The sequence below is a fragment of the Streptomyces sp. LE64 genome, assembly GCF_052606915.1.
Map to the genome: position 1 here is coordinate 839,306 of NZ_CP199708.1, position 21,122 is coordinate 860,427.

16 protein-coding genes are annotated in these 21,122 nt (G+C 72.7%); 7 read left to right on the top strand and 9 right to left on the bottom strand.

Going from position 1 to position 21,122, the window contains the following annotated elements; translation table 11 throughout:
* Positions 1 to 20 precede the first annotated feature (20 nt).
* The 3 genes from ACSMX9_RS03680 to metH all read right to left on the bottom strand — a co-directional run bounded on the left by ACSMX9_RS03680 (position 21) and on the right by metH (position 6,589).
* Positions 21 to 1,625 (bottom strand): ABC transporter substrate-binding protein, encoded by a 1,605-nt coding sequence (locus ACSMX9_RS03680; protein WP_445399927.1) that lies wholly within the window; start codon positions 1,623 to 1,625, stop codon positions 21 to 23.
* A 519-nt stretch (positions 1,626 to 2,144) separates the two neighbouring features.
* A complete protein-coding gene (locus ACSMX9_RS03685; RefSeq protein ID WP_351242648.1) occupies positions 2,145 to 2,843 on the bottom strand; it encodes an HAD family hydrolase in 699 nt (232 codons plus the stop codon).
* A 224-nt stretch (positions 2,844 to 3,067) separates the two neighbouring features.
* On the bottom strand, positions 3,068 to 6,589 hold the full coding sequence (gene metH, locus ACSMX9_RS03690) for a methionine synthase (RefSeq protein WP_445399929.1): 3,522 nt from the start codon (positions 6,587 to 6,589) through the stop codon (positions 3,068 to 3,070).
* Positions 6,590 to 7,090: 501 nt separating this feature from the next.
* Here metH and ACSMX9_RS03695 point away from each other — a divergent pair.
* The 7 genes from ACSMX9_RS03695 to ACSMX9_RS03725 all read left to right on the top strand — a co-directional run bounded on the left by ACSMX9_RS03695 (position 7,091) and on the right by ACSMX9_RS03725 (position 15,321).
* Positions 7,091 to 7,858, top strand: coding sequence for an IclR family transcriptional regulator (locus ACSMX9_RS03695; RefSeq protein WP_445399931.1), 768 nt, complete (start codon positions 7,091 to 7,093; stop codon positions 7,856 to 7,858).
* Between the two features lie 238 nt (positions 7,859 to 8,096).
* Positions 8,097 to 8,867, top strand: a complete 771-nt coding sequence (locus ACSMX9_RS03700) for an MIP/aquaporin family protein (RefSeq protein WP_445399933.1) — start codon at positions 8,097 to 8,099, stop codon at positions 8,865 to 8,867.
* 84 nt (positions 8,868 to 8,951) lie between these two features.
* Positions 8,952 to 10,502 (top strand): glycerol kinase GlpK, encoded by a 1,551-nt coding sequence (gene glpK, locus ACSMX9_RS03705; protein WP_445399935.1) that lies wholly within the window; start codon positions 8,952 to 8,954, stop codon positions 10,500 to 10,502.
* A 56-nt stretch (positions 10,503 to 10,558) separates the two neighbouring features.
* Positions 10,559 to 12,175 (top strand): FAD-dependent oxidoreductase, encoded by a 1,617-nt coding sequence (locus ACSMX9_RS03710; RefSeq protein WP_445399937.1) that lies wholly within the window; start codon positions 10,559 to 10,561, stop codon positions 12,173 to 12,175.
* A gap of 281 nt (positions 12,176 to 12,456) precedes the next feature.
* Positions 12,457 to 13,554, top strand: coding sequence for a PAC2 family protein (locus tag ACSMX9_RS03715; protein WP_445399939.1), 1,098 nt, complete (start codon positions 12,457 to 12,459; stop codon positions 13,552 to 13,554).
* 128 nt (positions 13,555 to 13,682) lie between these two features.
* Positions 13,683 to 14,051 carry a YciI family protein gene (locus tag ACSMX9_RS03720; RefSeq protein WP_351242662.1) on the top strand — a complete coding sequence of 123 codons (369 nt, stop codon included), beginning with the start codon at positions 13,683 to 13,685 and terminating at the stop codon, positions 14,049 to 14,051.
* On the top strand, positions 14,044 to 15,321 hold the full coding sequence (locus tag ACSMX9_RS03725) for an RNA polymerase sigma factor (protein ID WP_445399941.1): 1,278 nt from the start codon (positions 14,044 to 14,046) through the stop codon (positions 15,319 to 15,321). Before ACSMX9_RS03720 ends, ACSMX9_RS03725 begins: the two co-directional genes overlap by 8 nt.
* 58 nt (positions 15,322 to 15,379) lie before the next feature.
* On the opposite strand, the gene mshC is transcribed toward ACSMX9_RS03725, so the two are convergent.
* The 6 genes from mshC to ACSMX9_RS03755 all read right to left on the bottom strand — a co-directional run bounded on the left by mshC (position 15,380) and on the right by ACSMX9_RS03755 (position 20,978).
* Positions 15,380 to 16,609 carry a cysteine--1-D-myo-inosityl 2-amino-2-deoxy-alpha-D-glucopyranoside ligase gene (mshC, locus tag ACSMX9_RS03730; RefSeq protein ID WP_445399943.1) on the bottom strand — a complete coding sequence of 410 codons (1,230 nt, stop codon included), beginning with the start codon at positions 16,607 to 16,609 and terminating at the stop codon, positions 15,380 to 15,382.
* Positions 16,610 to 16,659: 50 nt separating this feature from the next.
* On the bottom strand, positions 16,660 to 17,454 hold the full coding sequence (locus ACSMX9_RS03735; protein WP_445399945.1) for an SCO1664 family protein: 795 nt from the start codon (positions 17,452 to 17,454) through the stop codon (positions 16,660 to 16,662).
* Complete coding sequence (locus ACSMX9_RS03740) at positions 17,451 to 18,041, bottom strand: DUF3090 domain-containing protein (protein ID WP_351242670.1); 591 nt, start codon at positions 18,039 to 18,041, stop codon at positions 17,451 to 17,453. The genes ACSMX9_RS03735 and ACSMX9_RS03740 overlap by 4 nt, the downstream gene beginning before the upstream one ends.
* Before the next feature lie 94 nt (positions 18,042 to 18,135).
* Positions 18,136 to 18,840, bottom strand: a complete 705-nt coding sequence (locus ACSMX9_RS03745) for a histidine phosphatase family protein (protein ID WP_445399947.1) — start codon at positions 18,838 to 18,840, stop codon at positions 18,136 to 18,138.
* 33 nt (positions 18,841 to 18,873) lie between these two features.
* Positions 18,874 to 19,653, bottom strand: coding sequence for a ferritin-like domain-containing protein (locus tag ACSMX9_RS03750; RefSeq protein ID WP_351242674.1), 780 nt, complete (start codon positions 19,651 to 19,653; stop codon positions 18,874 to 18,876).
* 269 nt (positions 19,654 to 19,922) lie between these two features.
* Positions 19,923 to 20,978, bottom strand: coding sequence for an LLM class F420-dependent oxidoreductase (locus tag ACSMX9_RS03755; protein WP_445399949.1), 1,056 nt, complete (start codon positions 20,976 to 20,978; stop codon positions 19,923 to 19,925).
* Positions 20,979 to 21,122 lie beyond the last annotated feature (144 nt).

Consider the following 21,122-nt stretch of genomic DNA (forward strand, 5'->3'; position numbering starts at 1 on the left):
CTTGGGGGGGTCAGAGGGAGTCAGCCGCTGACTCCGCGGCTCAGCTCCCACAACTGAAGGTTCGACGAGGAGTCGAGTGCCCATTCGGCTCCTTGGACGTCGTCGCGCGCGGCCACGTACTGCCGGCCTTGCCACAGGGGCAGTACGGGAACGTCCTCGGCGACGATGTCCTGGATCTCCTCGATGCTGCGCGACGCGCCCGTGCGGTCGGCCTCCCGGCGCGACCGGGGGATCAGGTCGTCACGGATGGCGCTGTTCACGTACGGCAGCGCGAGGAAGTTTCCCTTGTCGAGGAAGGGGGCGAGGAAGTTGTCGGCGTCGGGGAAGTCGGGGAACCATCCGAGGCCGTACACCGCGTACGTACCGTCGAGTTCTTCGGCGCGGAACTTCTTCCATTCCGTGCCCTTGACCTCGACGTCGAACAGACCACTGGCGTTGAGTTGCTTCTTCAGCACCGCGAACTCCTTCGCGGTGCCGGGGCCGTAGTGGTCGGTGGTGTAGTGCAGGGTGAGCTTGACCGGTGTGGTGACACCCGCCTTGCTCAGGATCGAGCGGGCCTTGTCGGTGCTCGGTGCGCCGTACCGGTTGAAGAAGGCGCTGGAGTGTCCGGGGAGGGTGACCGGAACCAGGGAGTACAGCGGGTCCGCCATCTCCCCGTACACGGTGGAGGTCAGTGCGCCGCGGTCGACGAGTTGGGCCATGGCCTGCCGGACCGCCTTCTTGCGGACCCCGGGCGCCTCGGTGTTGAAGCCGAGGTAGCGGATCTCCAGCCCGGGCGTCTCGACCAGCTTGACGTCCTCGTCGGCGCCGTCGGACAGCTTCTTGATCTGCTCCGGGGACATGGTGCGGGTCATCAGGTCGATCTCGCCCGCGTCGAGCGCCGCGCCCATGGCCCCGGCGTCCACGAACGGACGGAGTTCGACCTTGCCGTTCTTGGGCGTGTGCTGGCCCTGGTACTTCTCGTTCTTGGTGAACACGGCCTTGGTGAGGCGGCCGTCCTTCGTCTCGGCCTCCAGGGTGTACGGCCCGGAACCGTCGACGCGGAACCCCTCGCGGAGCCGGTCACGGGGGTACTCCTCGGGGTGCACGATCCCCGCGACGGGGGTGGCGAGCTTGAACGGGAAGGTCGCGTCGGGGGTCTTCAGATGGAAGATGACCTTCTTGTACCCCTGGGTCTCGACGGTGTCGATGGTGTTCAACAGGCTGGCGACACCGCTGGACGACTTGATGCCCAGGACCCGGTCGATGGAGTACTTGACGTCGGTCGCGGTGACGGCTTCGCCGCCCGCGAAGGTGAGGCCGTCGCGCAGGGTGCACTCGTAGCGCTCGTTGCCGGTGTCGGTGAAGGCACAGCTCTCGGCCGCCTCCGGCACCGGTTCGCCGCCGCCCCGTTCCATCGTCATCAGCGTCTGGAGGGTCTGCCGCAGCAGGTTCCAGGAGCCCGCGTCGTAGGCGTGCGCCGGGTCGAGGGGACCCGGGGAGTGCTCGGTCGCCGCGAAGGAGTCGGTGGTGCCGACGGTGATCGCGTGACCCTTCCGGTCCCCGCCGCCCGGCTCGCCGCATCCGACGAGGACCGGAGTGAACAGGCCGAGGACGGCCGGCAACACCAACGTCTTGCGGTTCATGGGCGGGGTTCTCCAGAGCGGTTGCTCCCGGACGTCGGCGGGGGGTGTGGGCGGCGTCAGGGATTCCGGTGATGTTCTGGCGACGACCCTAGTCCGATGCGCCCCTTTGCCCGGACCGGGCGGTTCCCCTCCTCCATCACGCTCCGGAACCGGCGGTCGACGGACCGAACAGCGGGGCGGCGGAAGGTATCGTGCACCCTCCCCCCAATCGGGACACATGGACCCGACCGCGGGTCGCCCCCGGAGACGCTCCGCAGGGGGTGGGCGTCCCGATCACACCCAGCGATGTGTCAAAGCTCACAGGGTTGGGCACGGCGATCCGTCGGGCCCTCCCCCGATCCACCGGAACATTCCACCCGAACCGGTCACATGACATGCACAGTTGATGGTTTCATCACCTGCGCGGGGGTGGGAACGGTCGGAAGCCCACCGGTCGGAGGCGCCTGCGGCCGCCTCCCGCCGACACCCACGGTGACGGCGGGCGCGGCCCCCGGCGGCGGTTCCCGGGAGGACGGGGGGTCAGTTCGGGCTCATCAGGTCGTGGAGGAAGGCCAGGTCCACGTCCTCCAGGGACGTGACGATCGTGCGGCCGGCGGCGGCCAGGATCGGGGAGACCGAGGGCACGACCACCACCCGGCAGCCCGCGGCCTCGGCGGCGGCGACCCCGGTGGCGGCGTCCTCGACGACGGCGCAGCGGGTCGGGTCGACGCCCAGCCCCGCCGCTGCCCGCAGATACGGGTCCGGGAAGGGCTTGGTCCGCTCCACCTCGTCCCCGGCGACCGTCAGGTGGAAGTTCTCGTGTCCGAGCGAGTGCAGGACCCGGTCGATGACCCGGCGGTGCGAGGCCGAGACCAGGGCGGTGGGGACCCGGTGGGCGGCCAGCTCGGCGAGCAGCCGCGTCGCGCCCGGCATCAGCGGCAGCGCTCGGCTGATGCGCCGCTCGAAGCCCTCGTTGAGCAGCACGGTCAGTTCGGGGAGCGTGATGTCGGCGCCGGTCGCCTCGATGAGGAACCCCGCGCTGCGGGACATGGGGCCGCCGACCACGACCGTGCGCCAGGCGTCGTCCAGCCGGTGCCCGAGCGCGGCGAAGACCTCCGCCTCCGCCTCCCACCAGATGCCCTCGGTGTCGACGAGCGTGCCGTCCATGTCGAGGAGGACGGCCTGGAGCGCGGAACCGTCGGAAGGTCGACTGCCGAACGCGGGAACCGTGGTGGTCATCCGGGCACCTCCGGGAGGGACGAAGAGGCCGGCTGCGGTTCCGCGGAGGATCTCACGAACGGGCAGCCGGCCTGCACTGGACAGACCAGTGTACGACCTCGGGGCGCGGCACGCCGGACGGAAGCGGGCCGGTCCCGGTCCGTCCGGCCCGCAGGCCGGAAACCGGGTGCGCGGCTGGTGGCGTCCGGGTGGGGGACGCCACCGGCCGCACCGGTCGACCCGGCTCAGCGGGCGTTGAAGTACTTCGCCTCCGGGTGGTGGATCACGATGGCGTCGGTGGACTGCTCGGGGTGCAGCTGGAACTCCTCGGAGAGGAGCACGCCGATCCGCTCCGGCTCCAGCAGCCGGGCGATCTTGGCGCGGTCCTCCAGCTCGGGGCAGGCCCCGTAGCCGAGCGAGAAGCGGGCCCCGCGGTACTTCAGCGCGAACATGTCCTCGATGCCGGCCGGGTCCTCCCCGGCGAAGCCCAGCTCGGAGCGGACCCGGGCGTGCCAGTACTCGGCCAGGGCCTCGGCGAGCTGCACGGAGAGCCCGTGCAGCTCCAGGTAGTCGCGGTAGGCGTTGGCCTCGAAGAGTTCGGCGGTGGCCTCGCCGATCCGGGAGCCGACGGTGACGACCTGGAGGCCCACCACGTCGACCTCGCCGGACTCCTCGGGGCGGAAGAAGTCGGCCAGGCACAGGCGCCGGCCCCGGCGCTGGCGCGGGAAGGTGAAGCGGGTGCGCTCGTTGCCCTGCTCGTCCAGGACGACCAGGTCGTCGCCCTTGGAGACGCACGGGAAGTAGCCGTACACGACGGCCGCCTCCAGCAGGTTCGCGGTCTGGAGCTTGTCGAGCCAGCCCCGCAGTCGGGGGCGGCCCTCGGTCTCGGCCAGTTCCTCGTAGCTGGGGCCGTCACCGGCGCGGTTCTGCTTCAGCCCCCACTGCCCCTTGAACAGGGCGCCCTCGTCCAGCCAGGAGGCGTACTCCTTGAGCTGGATGCCCTTGACCACCCGGGTGCCCCAGAACGGCGGGGTCGGGACCGGGTTGTCGGTGGCGACGTCGGAGCGGACGGTGCCCTCCTCGGGCAGGTCCTGCGCGACCGGGGAGGCGGTCGCCCGCACCCGGCGCTGCTTGAGCTCGGGCAGCACCGCACCCGGCACCCCGCGCTTGACGGCGATCAGCGCGTCCATCAGCCGTAGGCCCTCGAAGGCGTCCCGGGCGTAGCGGACCTCGCCCTCGTAGATCTCGTGCAGGTCCTGTTCGACGTAGGCGCGGGTGAGGGCGGCGCCGCCGAGGATGACCGGGTAGTCGGCGGAGAGCCCGCGCTGGTTCAGCTCCTCCAGGTTCTCCTTCATGATCACGGTGGACTTCACCAGGAGGCCGGACATGCCGATGACGTCGGCGCGGTGCTCCTCGGCGGCCTCCAGGATCGCGGAGACGGGCTGCTTGATGCCGATGTTGACGACGTTGTAGCCGTTGTTGGACAGGATGATGTCCACGAGGTTCTTGCCGATGTCGTGGACGTCCCCGCGGACGGTGGCGAGCACGATGGTGCCCTTGCCCTCCGCGTCCGACTTCTCCATGTGGGGTTCGAGGTAGGCGACCGCGCCCTTCATGACCTCGGCGGACTGGAGCACGAACGGCAGTTGCATCTGGCCGGAGCCGAAGAGCTCGCCGACGACCTTCATGCCGTCCAGCAGGGTCTCGTTGACGATGTCGAGCGCCGGACGTTCGGCGAGCGCGGCGTCGAGGTCGGCCTCCAGCCCGTTCTTCTCGCCGTCGATGATGCGGCGCTTGAGGCGCTCGTCCAGCGGCAGCGCGGCGAGTTCCTCGGCCTTGCCCGCCTTCATCGACTTGGTGTCGACGCCCTCGAAGAGCTCCAGCAGCCGCTGGAGGGGGTCGTACCCCTCGGCCCGGCGGTCGTAGACCAGGTCGAGGGCGACCTTGACCTGTTCCTCGTCGAGCCGGGCGATGGGCAGGATCTTGGAGGCGTGGACGATGGCCGAGTCGAGGCCGGCCTTGACGCACTCGTCGAGGAAGACGGAGTTAAGGACCAGTCGGGCGGCCGGGTTGAGGCCGAAGGAGATGTTGGACAGCCCGAGGGTGGTCTGCACGTCGGGGTGGCGGCGCTTGAGTTCGCGGATGGCCTCGATGGTGGCGACGCCGTCCTTGCGGGACTCCTCCTGACCGGTGCAGATGGTGAAGGTCAGGGTGTCGATGAGGATGTCCGACTCGTGGATGCCCCAGTTGCCGGTGAGGTCGTCGATGATGCGCTCGGCGATCTCGACCTTCTTCTCGACGGTGCGGGCCTGCCCCTCCTCGTCGATGGTCAGGGCCATCAGGGCGGCGCCGTGCTCCCGGGCGAGTGCGGTGACCCTGGCGAACCGGGACTCGGGGCCGTCGCCGTCCTCGTAGTTGACCGAGTTGATGACGGCCCGTCCGCCGAGCTTCTCCAGCCCGGCCCGGATGACCTCGACCTCGGTGGAGTCCAGGACGATCGGCAGGGTGGAGGCGGTGGCGAAGCGGCCGGCCAGTTCCGCCATGTCCGCGACGCCGTCGCGGCCCACGTAGTCGACGCACAGGTCGAGCATGTGGGCGCCCTCGCGGATCTGCTCCCGGGCGATCTCCACGCAGTCGTCCCAGCGTCCGTCGAGCATGGCGGTGCGGAACTTCTTGGAGCCGTTGGCGTTGGTGCGCTCGCCGATGGCGAGGTACGAGGTGTCCTGTCGGAAGGGCACCGTCTGGTACAGCGAGGCCGCGCCGGGCTCCGGGTGCGGTTCACGGGCGGGCGGGGTGACGCCGCGGACGCGTTCCACGACCTGGCGCAGGTGCTCGGGGGTGGTGCCGCAGCAGCCGCCGACCAGGGAGAGCCCGTACTCGCGGACGAAGGTCTCCTGCGCGTCGGCGAGTTCGGGGGCGCCGAGCGGGTAGTGGGCGCCGTCCTTGCCGAGCACGGGCAGACCCGCGTTCGGCATGCAGGAGAGCGGGATGCGGGAGTTGCGGGCGAGGTAGCGCAGGTGCTCGCTCATCTCGGCGGGGCCGGTGGCGCAGTTCAGCCCGATCATGTCGATGCCGAGCGGCTCCAGGGCGGTGAGCGCGGCGCCGATCTCGGAGCCGAGCAGCATGGTGCCGGTGGTCTCGACGGTCACCGAGCAGATGATCGGCAGCCGGCCGCCGGTGGCCTCCAGTGCGCGGTGGGAGCCGAGGATGGACGCCTTGGTCTGGAGCAGGTCCTGGGTGGTCTCGACGATGAGGGCGTCCGCCCCGCCGGCGATGAGTCCCTCCGCGTTGCGTTGGTAGTAGTCGCGCAGCGTGGTGAAGGGCGCGTGTCCCAGGGTGGGCAGCTTGGTGCCGGGGCCGATGGAGCCGAGCACCCAACGCTGCTGGCCGGTGGCGGTGGTGAACTCGTCGGCGACCTCGCGGGCGATGCGGGCGCCCGCCTCGGACAGCTCGAACACCCGCTCGGGGATGTCGTACTCGCCGAGGGCGGAGTAGTTGGCGCCGAAGGTGTTGGTCTCGACGCAGTCGACGCCGACCCCGAAGTACGCCTCGTGGACGGTGCGGACGATGTCGGGGCGGGTGACGTTGAGGATCTCGTTGCAGCCTTCGAGGTCCTGGAAGTCCGCAAGGGTGGGGTCCTGTGCCTGGAGCATCGTGCCCATGGCGCCGTCCGCGACCACGACACGGCTGGCGAGGGCTTCTCGCAGGGCGTCGGTGCGGGCTCGGCTGTCGGCGGGCACGGCGGACGGGTGGGGCGACGAGGCCATGTGAGGGGCTCCCTGGGATGCGACGGCTGTCGGCTTTGCGACTCCACGGGGAAGTCGCACGTGCCCAGGGTAACCGGGAGGCCGGGGAGCGCGCGGGGCGCGTCCACGGGGCGGACGTGCACACAGGGCGCACGCCCCCCTTGGGGCGTACGCGGGGCGGCTTCCCGTGGTCACCGGTTCGGGGCCGGCGGGACGGCCGCCGGCTGGGCCGATCGAGGGCATTCGGTCGGCCGCTCGGGTGGCGTGCTCCGCACCCGATCCACCGGGTCGCGCGCGCCCGGCGGCCGGGAGCGCGGCGGATGCGGACCGGGGCGGTCCGCGCGCCGCCGGGGCGGCGGACGTCCGGCGGTGGTGGCATCGGGTGTCACCCTCGCCTCCGGGCGGGTGGAAACATACGTGGACCGTTCGACATCCCCGGACGACGAAGACCGATACTGTTCAGCATCGTCGAACGTGCTACGCGGGCGGCGGCGAGTGGACCAGAGAACGGAGAAGGCTGCGATGGCCAGGAACATCCAGTCGCTCGAACGGGCCGCGGCGGTGTTGCGCCTGCTCGCCGGCGGTGAGCGACGACTCGGCCTCTCGGACATCTCCTCCGCCCTCGGCCTCGCCAAGGGCACCGCCCACGGCATCCTGCGGACCCTCCAGTCGGAGGGCTTCGTCGAGCAGGACCAGGCGTCCGGCCGCTACCAGCTGGGCGCCGAGTTGCTGCGGCTCGGCACCACCTACCTCGACGTCCACGAACTGCGGGCGCGCGCCCTGGTGTGGACGGACGACCTCGCCCGGTCCAGCGGCGAGAGCGTGTACCTCGGCGTGCTGCACCAGCACGGGGTGCTGATCGTGCACCACGTGTTCCGTCCGGACGACAGCCGACAGGTGTTGGAGGTGGGGGCGATGCAGCCGCTGCACTCCACGGCCCTGGGCAAGGTGCTCGCGGCCTACGACCCGGTGGCGCACAGCGAGGCGCTGGAGGGGGAGCGCAAGGCGTTCACCCCGCGGACGGTGTGCGACGCGGAGGGCTTCGAGGGCCTGCTCGACCTGACCCGCTCCCGGGGGTACGCCTCCGACGTCGAGGAGACCTGGGAGGGCGTGGCCTCGGTGGCGGCGCCGATCCACGACCGGCGCCGGATGCCGGTGGGCGCGGTGGGCGTCACCGGCGCGGTGGAGCGGGTCCGCCAAGCGGACGGCGCACTGCGCCCCGAGCTGATCGCCTCGGTGCGCGAGTGCGCCCGGTCGGTCTCCCGGGACCTGGGCGCGGGCCGCTTCTGACCCCGGGCCGCCCCCCTCCTCCTCTCTCCCCCCGCCCCGCGGGCGGGGGGCGCTCCGCCCTGCGCGGACGCGCCTGCACACCCACCACCGAGACCGCCGGGGGACGCGCTCGGCGATGACGGAACCCTTGACGCGCCGATGACGCCCGGCGAGACTCCCGTCCATCGGTCGGCATTGTCGAACACCTAACGGCAATAGGCGTTAGAGTGTGGCGACACAAGCAACAAAGGAGTCGCGGGTGTCCACCTCCGACATCTTCATCGGCGAGACGATAGGCACCGCCGTCCTCATCCTCTTGGGCGGTGGTGTGTGCGCCGCGGTCACCCTGAAGCGGTCCAAGGCCAGGGACACCGGCTGGCTGGTGATCGTCCTCGGCTGGGGCCTCGCGGTGATGACCGCGGCCTACCTCGCCGGCGGGGTCTCCGGGGCCCACCTCAACCCCGCGGTCACCCTGGGCCTCGCCGTCCAGGGCGGTACCGCATGGGGCGACGTCCCCGCCTACGCCGCCGCCCAGCTCCTGGGCGCGATGCTCGGCGCCGTGCTCGTGTGGCTCGCGTACTACGGCCACTTCCAGGCGCATCTGACCGACCGGGACCTCGTCGGAGCACCCGGCACCCGGGACCCCGCGGCGCCCGGCCCGGTCCTCGGGATCTTCTCCACCGCCCCGGAGATCCGCAACGCGGTGCAGAACGTCACCACCGAGGTCCTCGCCACCGTCGTCCTGGTCCTCGCGATCCTCACCCAGGGCCTGAACGCGGACGGCGACGGGCTCGGCGTCCTCGGGGCGCTGATCACCTCCCTGGTCGTGGTGGGCATCGGCCTCTCCCTGGGCGGCCCCACCGGCTACGCCATGAACCCGGCCCGCGACCTCGGCCCCCGCGTCGTCCACGCCCTGCTCCCGTTGCCCAACAAGGGCGGGTCCGACTGGAGCTACGCATGGGTACCCGTGGTGGCCCCGCTGATTGGCGGGGCCGCCGCGGGCGGTATCTACAACATCGCCTTCGCGTAGTCACCGAGACCCGCGCGCACCAGAACCAGCGAGACACGCACGGCCCGGGCCGACCGCCCGGGGCCCGGAACCAGGAGCAGAACCGTGACCGACGCCGCCACCGCCCCCGCCGGACCGTTCATCGCCGCGATCGACCAGGGCACCACGTCCAGCCGCTGCATCGTCTTCGACCGGGACGGCCGGATCGTCTCCGTCGACCAGAAGGAGCACGAACAGATCTTCCCCAAGCCCGGCTGGGTGGAGCACGACGCCACCGAGATCTGGACCAATGTGCAGGAGGTCGTCGCCGGAGCGATCCGCAAGGCGGGCATCACCCGACAGGACGTGCTCGCCATCGGCATCACCAACCAGCGCGAGACCACGCTGCTGTGGGACCGGAACACCGGCGAGCCGGTGCACCACGCCATCGTCTGGCAGGACACCCGCACCGACGGGCTCTGCAAGGAACTGGGCCGCAACGTCGGCCAAGACCGGTTCCGCCGCGAGACGGGCCTCCCCCTCGCCAGCTACTTCTCCGGGCCCAAGGCCCGCTGGCTGCTGGAGAACGTGCCGGGGCTCGCGGAGCGCGCCGAAGCCGGGGACATCCTCTTCGGCACCATGGACAGCTGGGTGATCTGGAACCTCACCGGCGGCGTCGACGGCGGGCGGCACGTCACCGACGTCACCAACGCCTCCCGCACCCTGCTGATGAACCTGCACACCCTCCAGTGGGACCCGAAGATCGCGGCGTCCATCGGGGTGCCGATGCAGATGCTGCCCGAGATCCGCTCCTCCTCGGAGGTGTACGGCGAGGTCACCGGCGGCGCCCTCGGCGAACTGCTCGGCGGCATCCCGGTCGCCTCCGCCCTCGGCGACCAGCAGGCGGCCCTGTTCGGACAGACCTGCTTCGACGTCGGCGAGGCCAAGTCCACCTACGGCACCGGCACGTTCATGCTGATGAACACCGGCGACAAGCGGATCAACTCCTACTCCGGCCTGCTCACCACGGTCGGCTACCGCATCGGCGAACAGGACCCGGTGTTCGCCCTGGAGGGCTCCATCGCCGTCACCGGCTCCCTGGTGCAGTGGATGCGCGACCAGATGGGCCTGATCAACTCCGCGGCGGAGATCGAGACCCTGGCCTCCTCCGTCGAGGACAACGGCGGCGCCTACTTCGTCCCCGCCTTCTCCGGGCTCTTCGCCCCGTACTGGCGCTCCGACGCCCGCGGGGTGATCGCCGGCCTGACCCGGTACGTCACCAAGGCCCACCTCGCCCGCGCCGTGCTGGAGGCCACCGCCTGGCAGACCCGGGAGATCACCGACGCGATGACCAAGGACTCCGGCGTCGAACTGACCGCGCTCAAGGTCGACGGCGGCATGACCTCCAACAACCTGCTGATGCAGACGCTCTCCGACGTCCTGGACGCGCCCGTGGTGCGGCCCATGGTCGCCGAGACGACCTGCCTCGGCGCGGCCTACGCGGCCGGCCTCGCGGTCGGCTTCTGGCCGGACACCGACGCCCTGCGCGCCAACTGGCGCCGGGCCGCCGAGTGGACGCCCCGCATGGACGCGGAGAAGCGGGAGCGCGAGTACAAGAGCTGGCTCAAGGCCGTCGAACGGTCCATGGGCTGGATCGACCACGCAGAAGAGAGCTGACCCCCGGCGCCGCCGGGCCACCCCCGGCGGCGCCCCGCACGACGAGGAGCACCACCATGACCACCCGACCGGGCGCCGCCTACCCCACCCTCGGACTGCACCCGCCCGCCGGCTCCACCCCCAGCCGCGCGCAGACCCGGGAGCAGTTGTCACGGGCGACGTACGACCTCCTGGTCATCGGCGGCGGCATCCTGGGCATCTCCACCGCCTGGCACGCCGCCCAGTCCGGACTGCGGGTGGCCCTGGTGGACGCCGCCGACTTCGCCGGCGCCACCTCCTCCGCCTCCTCCAAACTGCTCCACGGCGGGCTGCGCTACCTCCAGACCGGCGCCGTGAGGCTGGTCGCCGAGAACCACCTGGAACGACGTGCGGTCTCCCGCGAAGTGGCGCCCCACCTGGCGAACCCGCTGACCTTCTACCTCCCCGTCTACAAGGGCGGCCCGCACGGCGCGGCCAAGCTCGGCGCGGGCGTCTTCGCCTACTCGGCGCTCTCCGCCTTCGGCGACGGCGTCGGCCACCTGCTCTCCCCCGCCCGGGCCCGGCGGGACGTGCCGGAGCTGCGCACCGAGAACCTGAAGGCGGTCGCGGTCTACGGCGACGGCCAGATGAACGACTCGCGGATGGCCCTGATGACGGTGCGCGCGGCGGTGGAGGCCGGAGCGGTGGTCCTCAACCACGCCGAGGTCACCGGCTTGCGCTTCACCCGGGGCCGGGTCACCGGAGCCGAACTCAAGGACCGGCTGGAGGGCACCGAGTTCGGCGTGGACGCGCGGCTGGTGCTCAACGCGACCGGTCCGTGGGTGGACCGCCTGCGGCGGATGGAGGACCCGGGCGCAGCCCCCTCGGTACGGCTCTCCAAGGGCGCCCACCTGGTCCTCAAGCGCACCTCACCCTGGCGCGCGGCACTGGCCACGCCCATCGACAAGTACCGCATCACCTTCGCCCTGCCCTGGGAGGACATGCTGCTGCTCGGCACCACCGACGAGGCGTTCGAGGGCGACCCGGCGGACGTGGCGGTGACCGAGCGGGACACCGCCCAGATCCTCGACGAGGCCGCCTTCTCGGTGCGGGACCGCCAGCTGGACCGCTCGCTGATCACCTACGCCTTCGCGGGGCTGCGGGTGCTGCCGGGCGGGCCGGGCGACACCTCCAAGGCCAAGCGGGAGACCGTGGTCAGCGAGGGCCGCGGCGGCATGCTGTCGGTGGCCGGCGGCAAGTGGACCACGTTCCGGCACATCGGCCGGACCGTGGTGGAGAAGCTGGCCGCGCTGCCCGGCCGACCGCTGGGCGAGGACATGGAACCGGTGTCGGCACTGCCCGGCCGGCTGCCGCTGCCCGGCATCGCCAACCCCCGGGCGGTGGCGCACCGGCTGCTGGTCGACGGCCCCGCACCGGGCCCGCGGATGGCCGCCGACACCGCCCGCCACCTGGCCACCCACTACGGTTCCCTCGCCTTCGACGTGGCCCGGCTCGCCAACGAGGACCCCGCGCTGGCCGAGCGCATCCACCCGGACGCTCCCGAGGTGTGGGCCCAGGTGGTGTACGCCCGCGACCACGAGTGGGCCGTGACCGTCGACGACGTGCTGCGCCGCAGGACCACGCTGACCGTCCGCGGACTGGACACCGAGGAGGTCCGGGCCCGCACCCGGCGGCTGCTGGACGCCCGCCGCTGAACCGGCGCGCGGGGTCCGCCGTCGCCCCCGGCGGCGGACCCCGCGCCGGGCGGCCCGGGCGCGCCCCCGCGGTACCGGACCGGGCAGGTCCCGCCCCGTGCCGGTGGAAGCACTGCGGAAACGGTTCGTGCAGCCGGTGTGCCGGTTCGCCGTGCCGGGTGTCACGGGGCGTTGACCGGGGCAGTGTCCGTTCACTCCCCCGTGCAAGGGCCCTGCGGTGGGGTGCTCCGATGGCCGTAAGGTTGGGGCGTACGCAAGGGCTTGTCGGAAGGAGGCGCTGGGTGATCGAGCTCGACGGGGTACCCGAGCTGATCGACCCGGTCATGGTGGCCGCGTTCGAGGGCTGGAACGATGCCGGTGACGCCGCCTCCACCGCGGTGGCGCACCTGGACAAGGAGTGGAAGGGCGAGGTCTTCGCCGCGCTCGACGCGGAGGACTACTACGACTTCCAGGTCAATCGTCCCACGGTGTGGTTGGACGGCGGCGTACGGAAGATCACCTGGCCGACGACCCGGCTCTCCGTGGTGCGGATCGGCGGGGACAAGCCGCGGGACCTGGTCCTGGTCCGGGGGATCGAACCCTCGATGCGGTGGCGGTCCTTCTGCAACGAACTGCTGGGATTCGCGCATGAGTTGGGCGTGGAGCTGGTGGTGATCCTGGGCGCCCTGCTCGGTGACACCCCGCACACCCGGCCGGTGCCGGTCAGCGGGGTCACCTCCGATCCGGACCTGGCCCGCACCATGGACCTGGAGGAGACCAAGTACGAGGGCCCGACCGGGATCGTCGGCATCCTCCAGGAGGCGTGCACCCACGCGGGGGTCCCCGCGGTGTCCCTGTGGGCGGCCGTCCCACACTACGTCTCGCAGCCCCCGAACCCGAAGGCGACCCTGGCCCTGCTGAACCGGCTGGAGGACCTGATCGACCTGCGCATCCCGCTCGGGGAGCTGCCGGAGGACGCCCGGGCCTGGCAGCTCGGGGTGGACCAGCTCGCCGCCGAGGACTCCGAGGTGGCGGAGTACGTCCAGACCCTGGAGGAGGCCAAGGACACCGCGGAACTGCCGGAGGCGTCCGGCGAGGCCATCGCCCGCGAGTTCGAGCGCTATCTGCGGCGCCGGGACGGCGGCGGCGGTTCCGCGGCCACCGCACCGGGTCTCGCGACCGAGGGCGAAGCCGGCGCGTACCTGCGGGAGACGCCTGGCGAGCGCACCCGTCCGCCCCGACCGCAACGGGCGGCCGAGGGGAGCGAGCCCGCGGAGCCGGTGGAGCCCGGCAACGAGGAGCAGCCCCCGGCCCAGGACCAGCCGAAGGACGGCGGCGGGGACGCCCCGTCCGGCTCGGAGGACGGCCCGGACGGCCCGGACCCGACGCCGGAGGACTGAGCCCGGCCCGGTCGTCCTCCGGGTCCGGAAGAATTTCCCGGCGGGGTTGTCGATCCGGTGGGGTCCCGTTCGTCGTAAGGGTGTACGGCGGGTCGGCCGCCGGACACCATGACGACGGGAGACCGACCGTGAAGTACATGCTGCTGATCCAGGCGGGCGCCGAGGGAACGACGGACGGTGCCGCCGCCGACCCCGGATGCGAGGTCGCGGAGTGGATCGCCTACACCGAGGCCGTCCGGGACGCGGGGATCTACGTGTCGGGCGAGGCCCTCGCGGACCTCGTCACCGCCACCACCGTGCGGGTCGACGCCGCGGGCGGGCGGAGCGTGACCGACGGGCCGTTCGCGGAGAGCCGCGAGGTCCTCGGTGGCTTCTACGTCATCGACGTGCCCGACCTGGACACCGCGCTGGACTGGGCCGCCCGCTGTCCCGGGGCCCGCGGCGACGGTGCCGTCGTGGTCCGGCCGGTGGCCGGCGACGGCGACTTCGGTGACTGAGGGGACGACGACCGCGGCGGGCACGGACCGGAGCGCCGCCGACCGGGCGGTGGAGAAGGTGTTCCGCGAGGAGCACGGACGGCTGTTGGCCTCCCTCGTCAGCCGGTTCGGGGACCTCGACCTGGCCGAAGAGGTCGCCGCCGAGGCCGTCGAAGCGGCCCTGCGGCACTGGCCCGTGGACGGGGTCCCCCGCCGGCCGGGCGCCTGGCTGCTGACCACGGCCCGGCGCCGTGCCGTGGACCGGCTGCGGCGGGACCGGACGTACGCGGCCCGGCTCGCGGTCCTGGGGGTCGACGCCGACCGGTCCGCCCCGGCCCCGCCGGCCGACGCGGACCGGGACCTGCCCGACGAGCGGTTGCAGCTGTTCTTCACCTGCACCCATCCGGCGCTGCCCGCGGACGCCCGGGGCGCCCTGGTCCTGCGCTGCCTCGCCGGGTTGACCACCCCGGAGGTGGCCCGGGCCCAGCTCGCGTCGGAGACGACGACGGCCCAGCGGATCGTCCGGGCCAAGAAGAAGATCCGCGAGGCCCGCATCCCGTTCCGGGTGCCGGGCCCCGACGAACTGCCGCAACGGCTGCCCGGAGTGCTCCAGGTGCTCTACTCCCTCTTCACCGAGGGGTACGCGGCCAGCGGCGGGCCACGGTTGCAGAGGTCGGACCTCGCCGAGGAGGCGATCAGGCTGACCCGGCTGCTGCGCGGACTGCTCCCCGGGGAACGGGAGGTCACGGGGTTGCTGGCGCTGATGTTGCTGGTGCACGCACGGCGGGCGGCGCGCACCGGCCCGGACGGCGCCCTGGTTCTGATGGCGGACCAGGACCGTGGGCGCTGGGACCGGCCGATGATCGAGGAAGGGCTCGCCCTGGTGCCCCCGGCGCTCGTCCCGGGCCCGCCCGGACCCTACGCCGTGCAGGCCGCGATCGCCGCACTGCACGACGAGGCGCCCGACGTGCCGGGCACCGACTGGCCGCAGATCGTGGCCCTGTACGACGTGCTGTCGGCGCTCGCCCCGTCCCCGGTCGTCGCGCTGAACCGGGCGGTGGCGGTGGCCATGCGGGACGGCCCCGGAGCCGGGCTCGAACTGTTGGACGCCCTCGCCGAGGAACCCCGGTTGCGCCGCCACCACCCCTACCCCGCAGCCCGTGCGGAACTGCTGGCACGGCTCGGCCGACGCGCCGAGGCCGCCGCGGCCTACCGCGCGGCCCTCGCCCTCGCCGGCACCGAGCCGGAACGGGACCACCTGCGGCGACGGCTGCGGGAGGTGGGGGGCTGAGCCCGGCCGGGCCCGCTCCATGGAGCGGGCCCGGCCGGTCGGGTGCCACGCCGGACGGTTACAGGGCGACGCCCAGCAGGGCGTCGACGGCGCGGGAGACCACCCCGGGCGCGCCCTCGTCGGTGCCGCCGTGCTCGGCCTGCACCGCGGCCCAGCGGTCGACGGCGACCAGGGCGGCGGGGGCGTCCAGGTCCTCGGACAGGGCCGCCCTGACCTCCTCGACCAGGGCCTCGGCCGGCGGCCCGTCGGGACGGGACACCGCGGCGCGCCAGCGTCCGAGGCGGGCCACCGCCTCCCGGAGGACCTCGTCGGTCCACTCCCAGTCGGCCCGGTAGTGGTGGGCGAGCAGGGCGAGCCGGATCGCGGCCGGGTCGACGCCCTCGCGGCGCAGGGTGGAGACGAAGACCAGGTTGCCCCGGGACTTCGACATCTTCTCGCCGTCCAGGGCGACCATCCCGGCGTGCACGTACGCCCGGGCGAAGGGGTGCTCGCCGGTGAGCGCCTGGGCGTGCGAGGCGCCCATCTCGTGGTGCGGGAAGACCAGGTCGGAGCCGCCGCCCTGGACGTCGAAGCCCATGCCGAGGTGGTCCAGGGCGATGGCCACGCACTCGATGTGCCAGCCGGGCCGTCCGGGGCCGAGGGAACCGCCGTCCCAGTGGGGTTCGCCCTTGCGGGCGGCCATCCACAGCATCGGGTCGAGCGGGTTCTTCTTGCCGGAGCGGTCGGGGTCGCCGCCGCGTTCGGCGGAGAGCAGGCGCATGGCGGCGGCATCGAGGTGCGACACCTCGCCGAAGTGCGGGTCGGACTCGACGGAGAAGTAGACGTCGCCGTCGAGTTCGTAGGCGGCGCCGGCGTCCCGGAGGCGTTCCACCAGGGGGACGATGCCCGGTATGGCCTCGACGGCGCCTATGTAGTGCTGCGGGGGGAGCATCCGCAGGGCGGTCATGTCCTCGCGGAAGAGGGTGGTCTCGCGGTCGGCGAGCGCCTCCCAGTCGACGCCGTCGCGTTCGGCCCGCTCCAGCAGCGGGTCGTCGATGTCGGTGACGTTCTGGACGTAGTGGACCTGGCGCTTGGTGTCGAGCCACACGCGCTGGACGAGGTCGAACGCGTTGTAGGTCGCCGCGTGACCCAGGTGGGTCGCGTCGTACGGGGTGATCCCGCAGACGTAGATGCGGGCGACGGGACCGGGGGCGACGGTGACGAGGCCGCCGGTCGCGGTGTCGTGTATCCGGAGGTCGCGGCCCCGACCGGGCAGGGCGGGGACCTCTGAAGCGGGCCAGGCATGCATGACATGAGCGTAACCGGACGGTGCGTCCGCTACACCGGGCGGCCGGGGGTTTACACCGGCGGCCACGGGATCGCGGGCCACTGGCCGCCGGGCACGGGGTGGGTGCCGGACGCCAGCAGGGCGGCCACCCTGGCCCGGGTGGCCTCGATCTCCGGCCCCGCGAGCAGCGCCCCCAGCCGTGTGGCCAGGGGCTCGCCGGGCTCCAGTGCGGCGGCGAGGGCGGTGAGCGCCGCCACGGCCTCCCCGGTCAGCGGCTCCCCCGCCCAGCCCCACAGCAGGGTGCGCAGCTTGTCGTCCGTGTGGAAGGTCACTCCGTGGTCGATGCCGTAGAGGTGCCCGTCCGCAGCGGGCAGCAGGTGGCCGCCCTTGCGGTCGGAGTTGTTGATCACGGCGTCCAGGACGGCGAGCCGGCGCAGCCGGGCGTCGTCGGCGTGCACCAGCAGCGCGGTGCGGCCACCGCCGACGTCGGCACGGCCGATCGCCTTCCAGCCGGGCTCCGGCTCGTCCGCGTCGACGAGGGCCAGCAGCTCCTCCCCCGTCGCCCCGGGGGCGCCGTCGACCCACAACTGGCACATGCCCTCGCCGTACGGGCCCCCGCGCAGCACGGTGGGCGGCACCAGGTCCCAGCCGAGGGCCTCGGACACCGCGTAGGAGGCCACCTCCCGCTGGGCGAGGGTGCCCTCGGGGAAGTCCCAGAGCGGGCGCTCCCCCGCGACGGGCTTGTAGATGCAGGCGGCCCGCTCTCCGTCGTGTTCGACCGTGCAGTACAGGGCGGCGTTGGACGCCTCCTGGATGCGTCCGCGGACCGTCAGCTCGCCCCGGGCGAGCAGCTCGGTGACGGTCATGCCCGGCGACGGTATCCGTTCTGGCGGGGGCACACGTGTCCCTCGGGGTCGAGCGGCAGGCTGCACAGCGGGCAGGGCGGACGGCCCGCGTTGACGACCTCCAGGGCCCGCTTGGCGAAGGCCCGGGCCTGGGCGCCGGAGAGCCGGACGCGGAGCATCGGGGGCCCGTTCTCCTCGTCCTGGAGGAGGCGTTCCTCGGCCTCCGCGAGGTCCTCCTCGGACTCCGCGTCGAGTTCGACCAGCGCCTGCGCCTCGACCACCATCCGCTGTTCCTCGCCGTCCCAGGCCAGGGCCATGGTGCCGACCCGGAACTCCTCCTCGACGGGGGCGTCGAGGGGGGCGGTGTCGGAGACCTCGGCGGGCGCCACGGCGGGCACCGGCGCGCTGCCGCCGCTGCGCCGCACGACCTCGTCCAGCAGTTCGTCCATGCGTTCCGCGAGGGCGGCGACCTGGGTCTTCTCCAGGGCGACGCTGGTGACCCGGGAGCCGGACGACGCCTGGAGGAAGAAGGTGCGGCGCCCTGGCAGACCGACCGTGCCGGCCACGAAGCGCTCCGGCGGGTCGTAGAGGAACACCTGACGGGACACGTCCTGTCTCCCTTGGGGTCTCGACGGGCCGATCAGGGGATCGACCGGGGGTGGCTGCGTTGCTCCGACCGCTTCACCCTACTGCGGCCGGCGATCACGGCGCGCCCGCGCCTCCCCCCACCTCCGCGGTGCTGTCGGTGCCGGCGGCCGGGGGGTGCGGGTGGTCGCGGGGTTTGAGCGAGGCGAAGTCCCCGGTGTCCCCGAGCCGGACCAGGAAGGGGCGCAGGGGGGTGTAGCGGATCACGGTCACGGAGCAGGGCTCCACGGACACCCGCTGGAAGAGGTCGAGGTGGAGGCCGAGGGCGTCGGCGACCAGCGCCTTGATGATGTCGCCGTGCGAGCACACCAGGTAGGTGGCGTCGGCGCCGTGCTCCTCGACGATCCGCACGTTCCACTCCCGGACGGCCTCGGCGGCCCGGGTGGCCATGGCCCGCATCGACTCGCCGCCGGGGAAGGCGACGGAAGAGGGGTGCTGCTGGACGGCGGCCATCAGCGGCTCGTCGTTGAGCTCGGCCAGCTTGCGGCCGGTCCAGTCGCCGTAGTGGGCCTCGCCGAGGCGGTCGTCGACGTGCTCGACCAGGCCGGGGCGGGCGGCGAGGAGCGGTGCCGCGGTCTGCCGGCAGCGTTCGAGGGGGCTGCTGACGACGGCGGCGAGGGGGACGCCGTCGAGCCGCTCGGGCAGGCCGGCGGCCTGGGCGGTGCCGTGTTCGTCGAGGGTCACACCGGGGGTCCAGCCCGCGAGCAGGGCCGCGGCGTTGGCGGTGGAGCGTCCGTGCCGGACGAGGATCAGCGTGGGCATGCCGACAGCCTAGGTCGACGGGGCCCGGTGGGGTCAGGCGAACTCGGTGGCGGGGCCGCCGAGGGCGTCGCGGCGTTCCGGCATGCTGAGGGAGACCATCCGTCGCCAACCCACCGCGCGCTCGTAGGCGTACACGGCGTGGATGCCGGCGGCGAGGGCCGCGGCCTTGGCCCGGGACCAGCCGAGGATGCGTCCCATGTGGGCCATGACGGCGAGGCTGACGTCGCGGTAGACGAGGATCTCGGCCCGGGCGCACTCCCGCAGGGTCCGCTGGATGTTCCGGCCGTGTCCGGCGCGGGCGAAGCGGAGCAGTTCCTCGTGGCAGTAGGCGAGGTGGTTGTCCTCGTCGTGGGAGATCATCCGGACCGCGCGGCCGAGGTCGGGGTGGTCGCCGAAGAGCCGCAGCAGCAGTTCCATCTGTTCGGAGGCGCGCTGCTCGGTGACGCGGCTGTGGGAGAGGTAGGTGACGACGTCCTGGACTGTCAGGGGTTCGTCCCGGTGGAGCTTGTCGTGGGCGAGGCCGATGCCGCGGCCCTCCAGCAGCATCGTGTAGTCGGTCTCCCGGGGCACGTCGACGGGGGTGAGGCCGCGCTTCTTCAGCAGGGCGTTGAAGATGCGCCCGTGCTTGTCCTCGTCGGCGCCGTGCCGCACCACCTTGGGGGCGAGGTCGCGTTCGGCGGCGGGGATGAGGGCGGCGATGCGGGCGTTCTCCCAACCGCCCTGGGATTCGCCGCTGGCCGCGATGGAACAGAACAGCCGGAACGACTCGTCGTTGTCGAGGATCTCCTGGAACAGGCTTCTGGCCGAGAGCATGACTGCCACCTCCGTGCAGGGTTCCGCGCAGAACGAGTCAAATGCGGGCGGCCTCGGACGGCAACAGGTGTGGGTGCGCACTCGGCCGAACGGGGGACGGGTGCGGGCGGCGCGGTGAGTAACCGTGCGGGTGGTGGCGCGTTGTGCTGGGTGACGGCCGTGGCGGGGAAGACCCCCGAGCCCCCACCACGGCCGCGGGACCTCCTCGCACGCCCCGCCCTTGCCGGTCCGCGCGGACCGGCAAGGGCGGGGCGCTGCCACGGGCGGGTTCAGCCGAGTCCGGCCCGCTCCAGCGCCCGCGCCCCGGTGCGCAGGGCGGTCAGCCGCTCGTCGAGGGTGCGTCCGGCGGGGGCCAGGGTGAGGGTGGTGACCCCGGCGGCGGCGTAGGCGTGCATCCGGTCGGCGATGCGGTCCGTCGAACCCAGCAGGGTGGTGGAGTCGATCAGTTCGTGCGGTACGGCCGCGGCCGCCCCGTCCTTGTCGCCGGACAGATAGCGGTCCTGGATCTCGGTGGCCTCCCGCTCGTAGCCCATGCGCCGGGCGAGCCGGTTGTAGAAGTTCTGCCGGCGACTGCCCATGCCGCCGACGTAGAGCGCGGTGTGGGGGCGGAAGGCGTCGGCGAGCGCGGTGAGTTCGCGGTCCCCGCCGACCGCGAGGGGCAGCGTGGGGCAGACGTCGAAGCCGTCCAGGGTCAGTCCGGCCTTCTCGCGCCCGGCCCGCACGTGTCGGATCACGGTCTCCTCCAGGTGCTCGGCGGAGGCGAGGACCAGGAGGGCGCCGTCGGCGATCTCACCGGTCTGTTCCAGGTTCTTCGGGCCGATCGCGGCGATGTAGAGCGGGATGTGCGGCCGCTCGGGGTGCACGGTCAGCTTGAGCGGCTTGCCGGGGCCGTCGGGCAGCGGCAGCGTCCAGTGCCGGCCCCGGTGGGTCAGGCGTTCGCGGCTCATCGCCCGGCGGACGATGTCGACGTACTCGCGGGTGCGCGCCAGCGGCTCGTCGAACTTCACCCCGTACCAGCCCTCGGAGACCTGGGGGCCCGACACCCCGAGGCCGAGCCGGAACCGACCGCCGGACAGCGCGTCGAGGGTGGCGGCGGTCATCGCGGTCATCGTCGGCTGACGGGCCGGGATCTGGAGGATCGCCGAGCCGACGTCGATCCGCTCGGTGTGGGCGGCGACCCAGGACAGCACGGTCGGCGCGTCCGAGCCGTACGCCTCGGCGGCCCAGCACACGGCGTAGCCGAGTCGGTCCGCCTCCCGGGCCACCGCGAGGTTGTCCCCGTCCGCTCCCGCGCCCCAGTAGCCGAGGTTGATGCCGAGTTGCATGACCGATGCTCCTTACTGGCGAGTAACGTCGTGTCCGGGGAACCCTAGCGCGCCCCGCCCCGCCCGTCAGGACGGTGGCGACGACGGGCGCCGGAGGGAGCGCGGCACCGCTCGGTCCCGTTGTCATCGGTTATCCACAGGTCT